An 11,838-nucleotide genomic window follows, 5' to 3' on the forward strand; every position below is an offset into this window, starting at 1 on the left:
ATTCTGTTGTGCTTGCTTAATATCCCATATTCAAGCATCTATTATTGTGCATAAGCTGCAGAAGCAATATAGCCTACTTGCGAAGCCCCAACAGAATACAACTCATAATGGAAATGGTATCTAACGCCTACCTTAACACCTGTAAATGTCAGTGTCCATGAATCTCCTGAATAGTTAGCAATTTGTACCGGTGCACTTGTTCCGTCATTTCCTACAAGAGTAATTGTTCCCTGAAGATAATCTGTTCCACTTTCATTAGGCATATAAACATCTAAGCACAACTTTGTAACACTTGAGTTATTAATGGTGTAATAATAATTTCCGTTGAATACACCGCTTTTGGAATTGCTTCTTGTAATGGTTCTATTTGCATCATACTGAATCGTATCTGCAAGAGCAACGGCGTCATCATAAGCAGGTACTACGTCCAAATCGCCACAATCGCTTACTTCTACTGCCTTATTTGCATTAGGGGCAGCCTGTCCCTGAGTGGACACTTCACTTGCAAACGCAGTTGTTCCCATTGCCAAACATAACATCAAACTCAACACCAACGCCTTTAAACTTTTTACCTTCTTCATTTTAAAATCTCCTTTCAAATTAACATATAATAACTCCAATATTATTACCCGCTAAATAATCATAGAAATCATATGATTCTTCTCTCAGTCAGAACCCAGCTACTCTCTCCTATGAAGTCCAAGTTTTCTTTTTCTCATATGTTCAAATGACTAAGCACTATTTATACTTACTATTTGCACTTGTCAAATCAAGATAATCATCCATACTTTTCGTCCAAAGCAACGATAAATCAAACCTTCCCAATTTGTTTAAATCTTCTATGCATTCTTTAAACATTGAAATAAAATCTCTTCTGTCATTAAGCCCCATATTACCAACTTCAAGCGGCAAAGACGTAAAACCTCCCTGCTTCTCCACTTTGTAATGTGCCTCCAATGCACGCATTTCGACTACTGTGGCGTTTGATGGATCAACGTCATTGATATAAATTCTTTGTTCAAACTCTTTTCCGTTTTCATCCACACCTTTCGCTAACACCACTGGATTTTCATCCGTCGAATCATCCGCATATTTAAGGCAATAGGAAAGACCTGTACCATTACCTCCTGTCCACAACATATTATCTGTTGTGAATATCTGGTATACCTTTGGTGTTTCAGCCGTATAAAATGTCTTTTCCGCAGATACAGGGGCTTTCATATTATTGCCTTTTTGTTGGCGGTACATTGAAGATACCGTATTTAGACCAGAACAAATGTTCATACTTCTGTTCCTCCAATCAGCTTAAAAATCTCTCTATATTCTAGCCCACTTCCTGCCTTAACTTTTTTTGAATACACATGAAAAGGATTTCTCACCATATGGGAAATTGGTCGATCTAAATTTTGTAGTAAATGTATAATTACCAGGTGCTGTTATTTTTCCGCAATCATACCAGTAATAAAAGCCATCCGCACCATTACCTGAAATTATAAACGGCTGCTGTTTAAACCACGAAATACTTCTTCCGTTAAAAGTTGTAGTATCACTTCCATATCCATAAACCTTGATGATGACACAATAGTTTCCATTATCTAACAAACCATGATTATAAAGTTCGATTTTAGTTACTTGTGGAGCCGGACCATTACCAGACCACCACAAAGGACTGATGCCATTGTCATTATCCTCATCAATAGCCACCGTCATTCCGTCAACTTTTGTCAACTCTGGAACTTCACTTTCTCTCTCTGCCGCAAATGCGACTGTACTCATTCCCATTAGCATAGTTAAAGCCAATGCAAAAGCTACTACTTTTTTAATTTTCTTAAACATACTACCATTCCTCCTTTTTATACTTCTTACTTTAAAATAAGCAATTAAATTCCTATAGCACCTATGGCTACAAATATAATAGTAAAATACGCCAGCTAATTTTTTTTCACTTTTTTCTGGCTGATTGGGCGTTTCGGCTGATGAAATATTCCCATGCATGCAGGCGGGAATCTATCTATTCCATATACAGCTTCATTTCTCATGACATGTTCTACAACCTTCAACACTTTCTTATTAACCTTCTTCATTCTTTCACCTCCTGTTTAAAAATTTTTGCTATACACAGCAAAGCTGCACATAATATAACAGCTATTGCCATATAACTAATGTAAACCATATCTGCATCTAACAGAACACAGCCAAGTATTATGCACCCCTCAAGTAAAACAATAGTCCTCGCGGATTTTTTCGATTCCATCAATTCCTCTGATGTCATGTGCATATTAGGATGATTCGCTGTACCAATCAATCCTATCCCTGTTATAGCAAGTAGTACTATTGCAAATAACCATTGTGGATATTCTGACAATTTTTCACTTATAATCACAATAACTAAATAAGAAACAATGGATGCTAAATAACATCTATAAAACTTGTCCAGATGATATCCGCCAGTTTTCTTTCTTAATTCTAAGAAAAACACAAGAAAAAATATAGTTGGGAGCAGCTTGTGAAACATCAAACTGATTACGATAATACTGCCAACAGTAATAAATTTCTCTATCCAACAGATAAAAACATAAACATATCTTGCTTCCATCTCTTTGTCAATTAACCTTGCTTCCGTCATCTGACCAATTAAATCATCCGCTATTTTTTCAATCATAGTTATGCCTCCTGCCAAATTAAGTATAATTTTATCTGTTTACAAAACAATATCCATTGCAGAAAGTGACCTTTTTTTGCAGAAAATGACAAAAAAGAAGTGATTTGCTTGCAGCAAATCACTTTTCTAAGGTTCCATATGTAGAATTAAAAACGATACTTAGCATAACATTACATATTTTAATTATTCAAATATCCTTGATCCAGTTCCTCTTTAGACCAGACTCTTTCGTATGTCCCACCAATTTCATCAAAAACTTTTTGCCATGTAGAAAATTTATGAATTTCCTCCATGCTATCCTTGTTATTCTGAAACCATTCATACAGCTTTTCATACATAGCACCAGAAAACCGGACACTCCAATTGTTTTTATAATTTTCATTGTCACTGTATGACATTCCATCAGCTCCTATGGATATAATTCCCTGATCTGTCCGTTTTGCCATTCCTCTAATCTCTAAATCAGCCCAGATAAAACCTTCTTCCCGACTCTCAATTAAGTTAGGATATTTATCAGAATACATCTCCGCTAATTCTTCATACTTCTTCCGATCTGCTTCATTTTGCAGAAGAACCTTGCCACCTCTTCCTTCTTCACCGTCTTTTACTAAATACTGGATGCCAGTACCTGAATGTATATTTAATGTAAATCCTTGCAATGTTTCCACATCCAACGCATCTTTATCCATTACATTCTGCAATGCATCTTTTAGTTCATCGTCTAAAACCAAAGCGTCGTAATTCATCGTTCCATGCTCAGAAATCAAAAACTGCTTTCCTGTTATTTCATCCTGTCTTATTTTTATATCGGAATAGGAAAATGCACCCAAACGCTCACCGTCTTTATTATATATATCAAAACATCCTGCTTCGTTGTCGGGTACAATTCTATAATTTTCAGATTCATACTGTGAATACGCCTGTTTCAAATTATTTACACCATTTCCTGATAGTACCAGATAAGAATCCATCGCTGTACTTTTCTTAGCACGATTGACATCAGCTCTACTGCTAGTATTCTTATCTACCGTCTGCGTCAAAGTACCACCCCACTTATCTGATTCCCTGTTTGACTTTAAGTTGTTATATTTTGTAGAATAACGGTTATCCGCTCCTATACTTCCGATCATCTTCTTACATTCCTCCTAACATTATATTCTCTTATTAGCATTTACACATTTTAATAATTTAAGCCATCCTCAAAATCAAGATTAACGGTTTCATTTCAGAAGTATTAAAATTCATAAAATGCAACCGTCAATTCTTTTATATTCAGGATATTCTTATTTTAAATATACATTAATAGTTCATTTTGTAATACGCCGTAGCTTTATTTGAAGTACCAAATGCATACGCATACACTCTTACCTGATATGTCGTCCCCGGTGTAAGTTCGGATAAATCAAAAGTCTTATATTCACCCGACAAATTTGTGAATCCAAATTCTTTCGTTGTACCGCTGCCTACAGGAGTAAATTTAACATTCCCCTGAATCCAATCCTGACGATTTTCATTCGGCAGATACAACTGGAATGTAGATGTACTCCGCACAGATGTTGTTCCCAAATAATATGTCTGTGGAGATCTGCTGTATGTAGCTACACGTGTATAACCACTCGGAACAGAGGCATATGTCACAGCTTCATTTTCCTGCTGTACCACATCATAATCGGTTACCTCCTGAGCCATTACCGGCATACTTGTTAAGCAAACAGCTAATGCCATTACCATAATTGTCTGAAAAAATTTTCTAATGTGTTTCATACTTAATCCTCCTTGTTTGAATACCCCAAATACATCTTTATCATAAGCACTTCCAATAACACATTCAATGTTCCTTGCAGAAAATGACCTTTTTTTGCAGAAAATGACAAAAACTGATTTACTGGAAGCAAATCACTTTTTTAAAGTTCATCTTAGTTTGGCAATATAACTGAGAAGTAGAACTCATTATTATCGTTTCGCATAGCATAAGAGCCTTGATATTTTGTTATAACCTCAATTATATTTTTTATTCCAACCCCATGCTCATCCATTTCATATTTCTTTGAGGTCTGTATTTCTCCATCTTTAATATTAAGTTTACCATCATATGTATTCTTTACAGATATAATAATGTTGTCTTTCTCTTTAACCAGTTTCATTTTCATAATTTTTTTGCCTGAACACTTTTCACAAGCCTCTATTGCATTATTCAAAAGATTCGATAATATAACAACAATATCCTCATCACACATTTTAATTCCTGATAGATCATTGATTTGAAAGATAAATACAATGCCTTTATCCAATGTTTCCTTATATTTGCTATTTAATATAGCATCAATAATCACATTATTTGTTTTAATATAATCTAACTCTGTACTCAAATTTCCGCTTATACTTTTCACATAATCCTTTAGTTCATCATAATTTTCCATCTCTATCAAAGACTCAATGCATATAATCTGGTTCTTATATTCATGTGTTTTTTTCCGTTGTTTAACAAAATTTTCTGAAATAGAACGGTACATGTCTGTCTGATTTCGTGCTTTCAGTTGAAACACTTCATTTTCACGAATCATAATTTCACGTTTTAATATATCATTTATCATATAGAACACAACTATATTCATCCCTGCTAAACACAATGCTATAACCAAGAATACATTTTCCTGCTTTTGATTCTCAATGTTTCCAGATGTTATGATCAATGCAATAACTGTGAAGATTGTAAAAACTGGGAAAAAAATAAATCGAAGCCAATCTATACTTCTTAAAACATCCGAGGACTCCCCTCCTACTTTCTTCCTGATAAGCAAAACAACTAGGAAAAGAATTATTTTTCCCAAAACCATTATTAAACTTCCACCTACAAAATGCAACCTGCTAATTTCTGCTATACTATCAAAAAGAGAAACATTTAACCATAGTGTAAAATAGTCTACAGAAAGCAGTAATGCCTGAAATAATAATGATAAGATTATTGCTTTTCCGAAATGAACTTTAAAATAAAAGCACATAAACACCGCAACAGCAACTATAGCCAATATTTGTTTCAAGATAAACTTATCATAAAATAATGAAGCTATTACATATTCACATACCACAATTCCTAAAATAATACTATAATTTCTATAATTATTTTTTGATCTCTTTTCAGCAAAACTTTCAAAAAATATTTTGCAGCATATTACCTCCAATATTATCATCATAATACTTTGAATGTAACTAATCAGCATCTACAATTCTCCTTTATACGAAACAAATGTTTCTTCAACAAATTTATATCGTGCTTTTGGAATTTCCAACTTAATACCATTGTTCAATAACGCCTCATACCGGCTGACTTTCTCAATATGCTTCATATTAACCAGATAACTTTGATGTATCCGGATAAAATCATTACCTTGCAACTCTTTTTCCAGCTCATCTAGTTTGCCATATATTGAATATTTTTTTAACTTGTCCTCCATAATGTAAAATTCCAGTTTATGCAATCTGCTCTCTATGTATAACAAACGCTCTAATGCTACAACCTTTGCACCCTCATTAAAGTTAAATTTCTTCTTTTGGGCTACATAATTCATATTCAAGCTGATTGCATCCATACACTCAAATATTAATTCTGGAAAATTTACATTATTTTTCAAAATATATCTTATAGCTCCTACGCTGTATCCTTGAGGGGCACATGTAATAAATGCTGTAACAAAAACTATAAAAACATCATTGCTGACTTTTCTTATTTTCTGCGCAGTTTCCATTCCATCCAGTTCATCCATATTTACATCCAGAAAAACAATATCATACTTTGCCAGATTGATACCTAAACTTATAAAATCCTTTCCTGATTCAAATTCATCAATTTCGTACAATATATCATTTTCGTTCATATATTCTATTAAAATATCATGAATCCGTTTTCTAAAATGTCTTTCATCATCACATATAGCAATTGTGAACATATGCTCATCCCCTTCCACACACAAATTTGACATACTTCTTTCATTTGGTTGGATTATTTTTTGTATATTTTCCTATTTTTTATTATATTTCGGCATTTTCATCCAAAATTTTAACCACTACTCTATATTTGTAATATTCCATGTTCGTCTACAAAATTATATATCAATACCTATTTTTAATACATTTTGCTATTGCACATATCGTTTCACTGCAATCTTTCCCATAACCATAAATACTGCTATCAGGACTATACTCACATACCCAGCATAAAAATAATCTTGCAGATCCAGACAAAACAAAATGATAAGAACACATACCTGTAATGCCGTTATGCAATGTGTTACCCTTGCATAATACCTTCTTTCTTCCTCATCAAGCGGTTTATTGATACTTTCCACTGGGGCAAGGACAATAATAATTACCACTGCAAGAACTCCGATCAATAAAATCACGGCATTAGGAACATTTTTCATTACAGGCTCATATGTATAAACCGGAATAAATAAAATTGCCATTGATATCAAAAAACAGCCGATTCTACTCTTACAGTGGCTGCCCCCACTATAGCTTCTCAACGAGGCATAAAATAACAGGAAGACCAGAACAAGTCCCGGTCTCCCCGTCACAATGCCAAATATTCCAGAAGCCAAAAGGTTTCCTGCAACAACAATACCATTTTCTATCCCATATTGGTACAGTTCTGCATCCTCTTTTTGCACAATCCCCTTTTGTATCAATATTTCATTTATCTTCTTTGCAAATTTAGCAATCATACCCTGTTACCACCTTAAAATTTTCTAAGTTTTTTCGCATTATCCGGTAACTTGTCCTGTCCGAAAATAAACCAGCAGCAACGGTTCATATTTGTTGCAGTTACCGTAAGGGCAAGTGCTGCCACGCTGCTTAATGCTCCATGACTGAGTCGGTTCATCAATCTTCTTAATTTTGACATATATGTATGTCCTCCTTTTCATTTGATGAATGCACTATATCATACTTTACAGGAAAATCCGTCAAAGTGTAACAGATTGACATTTAAGTGTAACGCTTTGCATTTATTCCTTCACTTCAATTCCATAGAGCATTGCAGAAACCTCAAATATATCCCCTTTATCTGTAAAACTGACCGTTCCATTGTATTTTTCTACCACTTTACGAACACTCTGAACACCATGCCCATGTCTGATATTATCTTTCTTGGTTGTTTTCAGGCTTTTATTTTTCTTTCCTGTTTTGCTGTTTGTTATTATAAGAAGCAAAATCCCGGACTGGTACTTATTTTCAATCTTTACAAAACGCTGTCCCTCCGGCACCTTACTACAGGCTTCTACCGCATTATCCACAAGATTTCCATACAATACACCTATATCCCCGTGATCAAGCTGCATCTGCTTTGGAATACGAATAGATGTTTCTACTTTTATTCCCCTTGCCTTTGCCCTGCCAAATTTAATGCGGAGCACAGAATCTACGATTGGATTATCAGAATACTGCTTTTCATCTATCTGCTCAAATTCCATGCACATCGCACCGATTTTCTCTGAAAGTTCCTGCCCATCACTATTTTCCACCAGATGATACAGTTCATGCAATTTATGTTTCATATCGTGCTTTAACTTCTGCACTTCCTTATTCTGTTTTTCTGCTTCTTCATAATAGATGTCTTTATAGTGCATTTCTTCCCTGTACATTGCATCCTCATACTGTTTTTGCACAAGATAATTAAAACGTTCCATCATATACAGCATAAAATAATCTGTCAGGACAATGGAAATTACAATACTGGCACACATAAGCAGGCTTTTTTCACCGCCAGCTTCCAATGACAAAAGAATAACAAAGCAACAATTCAACACCGTAAAGGTAAATACCATAACCAGCACACCCAAAATTTCTCTTGGAAAGTCGGCAATCTGCATCCCTTTCTTTGAAATCAATTTTGACAGAATATACATCACATTTCCACGAACAAAGCTGCATATTACCATTACAAAATAATATTTATAACTTTCGCCCACATGAAAATTCATCGCATGGAGTAACAGCAAGGCTACAGGTTCAAACAGCATTCCAATACCCATGAATGTCACAATATTTATAATTCTCGTCCACATTCCTGATATATAATAAAATGATAACAGTATAAGCACAATCAAAAGAGTCGCAAGATTCAGATACGGATTTTTATGCTGCTGACAAATGTCCATATAACTGCAGCAATGGTAAATCCAGCCCATATCCATACCTTTGATACTGGTTTCATTTTCTTATTGGAATGAAAATAATACATAAACACTGCCAGATCAAACAGGCTGATGGCAAAGCGTATCACATATTCCATCCTTAAACCATCCTCCTTACAAACTCCATATGTTTTTCTTTTAAATTCTGCTTATGGGAACGGGCAATCAGAAGTCTTTCTTCATTGTCCATCACTACTTCATCTCCCTCAATCGCCCTGATATGCCCAAGATTGATGATATATGATACATGAATATGGGCAAAAACCTTATCATCAAGCTGTTTCCATATTTCTTCAGTTGTCATATTTGCCTTGAAATTTTCTGAGATCGTATGTATCACTGCCTGACGACCTTTCTTCTCAAAATACACAATATCATCGCAGCTAATACGAAACTGATTTTTCGGAACTGAAAGACAAAGTCACGCTTTATCATATGAAGATACTGCATGGCTTTTAAAAGGACGGACTCCAGCTTTTCCACTGTAATCGGTTTAGAAATATAGTCAAAAGTAATAACCTCAAAAACATCCATAACATACTGCGTATATCCAGTCAGGAATACAAACAATGCTTTGGCATCTATTTTCCGGATTTCTTTTGCAAGCTGCAAACCATTCATCTCCGGCATTTCAATGTCAAATATATACAGATGATACATTTCCCCATCATCTATAACATGCTTCAGCAACTCCTTCGCTGTAAAATACACTTCATAAGAAAACTGGTACTGCGCTAACTTATCAAAAGCACTTTCCAGCATTTCTACATCTGTTCTGCTGTCATCACAGACCGCAATATTAAGCATAACACTTCCTCCTTTTCGGGCTTGGAAGTAGGAAGCACTTCAATTTATCTAATCAACTTAGATAAATAAGCCAGCACACGGTCAAAAAAATCATTTCTCTGCTCCTTTGTGCTGTTCGCAACATAGTAATCCAGATTAAAATCTTTCATACTGCTCTCACCTGTTATCAGATATGTAGGATCAATTCCATATTTATGATAGAGTGTCAGCACTTTATCTACAGATATTCCCGTTATACCCGCCTCAAGCTTTCGATAATGTTCTACTGTAACATCCAATACATCCGCAATTTCTGACTTTTCGAGGTTCATATTCAGTCTTGCCTCTCTTAGTCTCTTTCCTATCTGTATATTGGCATCTTTTCTTCCTGTGTCCAAGATTTTGCACCTCTTTTCCATGTTAATCATATCAATGGGACTTTGATTCTCATAGTCCAGAAAACAACCCAACGTACATCATTTTATGCTCGTAAGCAGGTTAATTTGTGCTTTTATTAAAAAACGAATGGCACATCTGATACCATTCGTCTTTATCTGCTTTATATTCTGTTGTAAATCCTATTAGCGGACGTTTTTTGGCTATTTATCATATCCATCACTGCATTTCTTTTACTCTGACATCCACAGTGTTTTTAAAATTTTCAATCTGATGTGAATACTGTTCATTCATAAGCGTGGAATGAATCATAAAATCCGCTGTTGCAATATTATTAGCAATCGGTATAGCAAAAATATATAAGAAACTGCAACGGACAGAGAATATTTACACACTTTCTGCCCGTTGCAATTTTTGTCTATTTATTTTTTTATTTTGGCAAGTAATATCCCCCTTCGTGTTTTATAATGACAGCGTAAACAGAAAGGAGATGAACTTCCATGAGAAACAAATTCCACAACTTTATTGAAAACTTACTTAGCTTTTATGCAAACTTTTTCACACACAGATTTTACCCTATGTAATATGCAGTTGTCGCACAAACAGATCTTGCAGAACATTATGGTAATAGCCATAGGAAAACGAAAGAAGATAGACTTCCATGAAAAATAAACTTCACAACTTTATTGAAAATATACTTAGCTTTTATGCAACTTTCTTCACAAGTGGATATTATCGTTTTTAAATATTATTTCATACTTTCCTCAATCTGCCCCGTCCGTCAAATCATAGCTCATATCAAGAAAATCTAATATCTTCGCCTCCTGGACTGTCCCATCCAGAAGAATTGTCATCCAATTGCTTTTATCCATGTAATATCCCGGCAGAAAGCCTTTCATGTGTGTCATAACACTTATCATATCCGGCTTACATTTTGCAATCATAATATCAACCCTATCTTGTGTATCCAATCCGATTTTAAAGCCTTCCAAATTCATAAATACTGCGTACCATTTTCCATTGTCATTACGAAGTATTGCACTATCTGGTAAATCATTCCACAGATATTCTGGAATTGTTCCATATTGTTTTTTTACATATTGAAATATAGTGTCTCTGTACATACTGTGTATACCTCTGATCCTGTAATTTCATATTTGAATATAATCATATCATATTTTCCTCATATACAGTTATTTAAGATTTAGCGTATTACTATTGGAATGCTCAAAATAAAAAGATGCAGAAATGTATAATTGTTGATAATATACATCTCTGCATCTTTGGGATTTTAACTTTCATGAACAGCATATTCCGCACTAATATGGAGGAATATTATTCTATTTATGTCTAGTTTCATACGGCACACCATTCATAGAATAATTAGAATTAACCTGCATGATGCAAATTCTCTCTATTTTTCTTTTTTATCGACAAGCATCTAATAATGTTCCACATTTTCTGCCAGAAATAATACTTTTTGTCCCAAAAGCAAAAAAGACTTGCTACTCTGAAAAGATTTTCTTATATTTATTCTGCTTTTTCCAACATAACATTTAGTTCATCACTTTTCCCTATCAAATCATCATATCTCCCTAAATCTGCAACCACTCCCTCCTTCAGTACAACGATCTGATCCACTTTGCTCAATATCTCTTTCTTATGTGTTATCACTATCACTGTTTTGTCTTTTAGCCGAGTATCAAGCAGTCCGTTTATCTGCTGTTCTGAATAAGCATCTGTGTTTGAAGTAGCTTCATCAAATATAATAATCGGCTTGTCATGCACCAATGCCCTTGCAGG

Annotated in this window: 18 protein-coding genes; all 18 read right to left on the minus strand. The window is 34.5% G+C overall.

Going from position 1 to position 11,838, the window contains the following annotated elements:
• Positions 1–41: 41 nt before the first annotated feature.
• The gene (locus DW963_RS09080; protein WP_117915234.1) at positions 42–581 is read right to left on the minus strand and encodes a hypothetical protein; all 540 of its coding nucleotides are present in this window, start codon (positions 579–581) and stop codon (positions 42–44) included.
• A 157-nt stretch (positions 582–738) separates the two neighbouring features.
• The gene (locus DW963_RS09085; protein ID WP_117915236.1) at positions 739–1,284 is read right to left on the minus strand and encodes a hypothetical protein; all 546 of its coding nucleotides are present in this window, start codon (positions 1,282–1,284) and stop codon (positions 739–741) included.
• A 57-nt stretch (positions 1,285–1,341) separates the two neighbouring features.
• Positions 1,342–1,836 carry a hypothetical protein gene (locus tag DW963_RS09090; RefSeq protein WP_014081265.1) on the minus strand — a complete coding sequence of 165 codons (495 nt, stop codon included), beginning with the start codon at positions 1,834–1,836 and terminating at the stop codon, positions 1,342–1,344.
• Positions 1,837–1,931: 95 nt separating this feature from the next.
• Positions 1,932–2,084 (minus strand): AgrD family cyclic lactone autoinducer peptide, encoded by a 153-nt coding sequence (locus DW963_RS09095; RefSeq protein WP_117915238.1) that lies wholly within the window; start codon positions 2,082–2,084, stop codon positions 1,932–1,934.
• Positions 2,081–2,662, minus strand: coding sequence for an accessory gene regulator B family protein (locus DW963_RS09100; RefSeq protein WP_117915239.1), 582 nt, complete (start codon positions 2,660–2,662; stop codon positions 2,081–2,083). The genes DW963_RS09095 and DW963_RS09100 overlap by 4 nt, the downstream gene beginning before the upstream one ends.
• A gap of 179 nt (positions 2,663–2,841) precedes the next feature.
• A complete protein-coding gene (locus tag DW963_RS09105; protein ID WP_117915241.1) occupies positions 2,842–3,792 on the minus strand; it encodes a hypothetical protein in 951 nt (316 codons plus the stop codon).
• A 169-nt stretch (positions 3,793–3,961) separates the two neighbouring features.
• The gene (locus DW963_RS09110) at positions 3,962–4,426 is read right to left on the minus strand and encodes a fibronectin type III domain-containing protein (RefSeq protein WP_117915243.1); all 465 of its coding nucleotides are present in this window, start codon (positions 4,424–4,426) and stop codon (positions 3,962–3,964) included.
• A gap of 152 nt (positions 4,427–4,578) precedes the next feature.
• On the minus strand, positions 4,579–5,883 hold the full coding sequence (locus DW963_RS09115; protein WP_117915245.1) for a sensor histidine kinase: 1,305 nt from the start codon (positions 5,881–5,883) through the stop codon (positions 4,579–4,581).
• Entirely contained in the window at positions 5,884–6,609 is a 726-nt protein-coding gene (locus DW963_RS09120; RefSeq protein WP_353652799.1) for a LytR/AlgR family response regulator transcription factor, read from the minus strand.
• Between the two features lie 189 nt (positions 6,610–6,798).
• On the minus strand, positions 6,799–7,383 hold the full coding sequence (locus DW963_RS09125; protein WP_117915249.1) for an accessory gene regulator B family protein: 585 nt from the start codon (positions 7,381–7,383) through the stop codon (positions 6,799–6,801).
• Positions 7,384–7,397: 14 nt separating this feature from the next.
• Positions 7,398–7,562, minus strand: coding sequence for a cyclic lactone autoinducer peptide (locus tag DW963_RS09130; protein ID WP_006859755.1), 165 nt, complete (start codon positions 7,560–7,562; stop codon positions 7,398–7,400).
• Positions 7,563–7,665: 103 nt separating this feature from the next.
• Positions 7,666–8,817: a sensor histidine kinase gene (locus DW963_RS09135; RefSeq protein WP_286169259.1), complete on the minus strand. Its 1,152-nt coding sequence runs from the start codon at positions 8,815–8,817 to the stop codon at positions 7,666–7,668.
• On the minus strand, positions 8,781–8,951 hold the full coding sequence (locus DW963_RS13700) for a hypothetical protein (RefSeq protein WP_286169260.1): 171 nt from the start codon (positions 8,949–8,951) through the stop codon (positions 8,781–8,783). The genes DW963_RS09135 and DW963_RS13700 overlap by 37 nt, the downstream gene beginning before the upstream one ends.
• A 2-nt stretch (positions 8,952–8,953) precedes the next feature.
• Entirely contained in the window at positions 8,954–9,223 is a 270-nt protein-coding gene (locus tag DW963_RS13705) for a LytR/AlgR family response regulator transcription factor (RefSeq protein ID WP_353652800.1), read from the minus strand.
• Positions 9,190–9,660: a LytR/AlgR family response regulator transcription factor gene (locus DW963_RS09140; protein WP_286169262.1), complete on the minus strand. Its 471-nt coding sequence runs from the start codon at positions 9,658–9,660 to the stop codon at positions 9,190–9,192. Before DW963_RS09140 ends, DW963_RS13705 begins: the two co-directional genes overlap by 34 nt.
• Positions 9,661–9,704: 44 nt before the next feature.
• Positions 9,705–10,037 carry a helix-turn-helix domain-containing protein gene (locus DW963_RS09145; RefSeq protein ID WP_014081275.1) on the minus strand — a complete coding sequence of 111 codons (333 nt, stop codon included), beginning with the start codon at positions 10,035–10,037 and terminating at the stop codon, positions 9,705–9,707.
• Between the two features lie 762 nt (positions 10,038–10,799).
• Positions 10,800–11,159 (minus strand): MmcQ/YjbR family DNA-binding protein, encoded by a 360-nt coding sequence (locus tag DW963_RS09155; RefSeq protein WP_117915251.1) that lies wholly within the window; start codon positions 11,157–11,159, stop codon positions 10,800–10,802.
• A gap of 406 nt (positions 11,160–11,565) precedes the next feature.
• Complete coding sequence (locus tag DW963_RS13710; RefSeq protein WP_286169263.1) at positions 11,566–11,826, minus strand: hypothetical protein; 261 nt, start codon at positions 11,824–11,826, stop codon at positions 11,566–11,568.
• Positions 11,827–11,838 lie beyond the last annotated feature (12 nt).

The sequence above is a fragment of the Eubacterium sp. AM46-8 genome (assembly GCF_003466705.1).
GTDB lineage: Bacteria > Bacillota > Clostridia > Lachnospirales > Lachnospiraceae > Lachnospira.

Excerpts from the sequence above, each read along its gene's own strand:
- DW963_RS09080 (WP_117915234.1), bottom strand. The coding sequence starts at position 581 with ATGAAGAAGGTAAAAAGTTTAAAGGCGTTGGTGTTGAGTTTGATGTTA.
- DW963_RS09115 (WP_117915245.1), bottom strand. The coding sequence starts at position 5,883 with ATGCTGATTAGTTACATTCAAAGTATTATGATGATAATATTGGAGGTA.
- DW963_RS09085 (WP_117915236.1), bottom strand. The coding sequence starts at position 1,284 with ATGAACATTTGTTCTGGTCTAAATACGGTATCTTCAATGTACCGCCAA.
- DW963_RS13700 (WP_286169260.1), bottom strand. The coding sequence starts at position 8,951 with ATGGAATATGTGATACGCTTTGCCATCAGCCTGTTTGATCTGGCAGTG.
- DW963_RS09135 (WP_286169259.1), bottom strand. The coding sequence starts at position 8,817 with ATGGACATTTGTCAGCAGCATAAAAATCCGTATCTGAATCTTGCGACT.
- DW963_RS09095 (WP_117915238.1), bottom strand. The coding sequence starts at position 2,084 with ATGAAGAAGGTTAATAAGAAAGTGTTGAAGGTTGTAGAACATGTCATG.
- DW963_RS09130 (WP_006859755.1), bottom strand. The coding sequence starts at position 7,562 with ATGTCAAAATTAAGAAGATTGATGAACCGACTCAGTCATGGAGCATTA.
- DW963_RS09120 (WP_353652799.1), bottom strand. The coding sequence starts at position 6,609 with ATGTTCACAATTGCTATATGTGATGATGAAAGACATTTTAGAAAACGG.
- DW963_RS09155 (WP_117915251.1), bottom strand. The coding sequence starts at position 11,159 with ATGTACAGAGACACTATATTTCAATATGTAAAAAAACAATATGGAACA.
- DW963_RS09090 (WP_014081265.1), bottom strand. The coding sequence starts at position 1,836 with ATGTTTAAGAAAATTAAAAAAGTAGTAGCTTTTGCATTGGCTTTAACT.
- DW963_RS09105 (WP_117915241.1), bottom strand. The coding sequence starts at position 3,792 with ATGATCGGAAGTATAGGAGCGGATAACCGTTATTCTACAAAATATAAC.
- DW963_RS09100 (WP_117915239.1), bottom strand. The coding sequence starts at position 2,662 with ATGATTGAAAAAATAGCGGATGATTTAATTGGTCAGATGACGGAAGCA.
- DW963_RS09140 (WP_286169262.1), bottom strand. The coding sequence starts at position 9,660 with ATGCTTAATATTGCGGTCTGTGATGACAGCAGAACAGATGTAGAAATG.
- DW963_RS09110 (WP_117915243.1), bottom strand. The coding sequence starts at position 4,426 with ATGAAACACATTAGAAAATTTTTTCAGACAATTATGGTAATGGCATTA.
- DW963_RS09125 (WP_117915249.1), bottom strand. The coding sequence starts at position 7,383 with ATGATTGCTAAATTTGCAAAGAAGATAAATGAAATATTGATACAAAAG.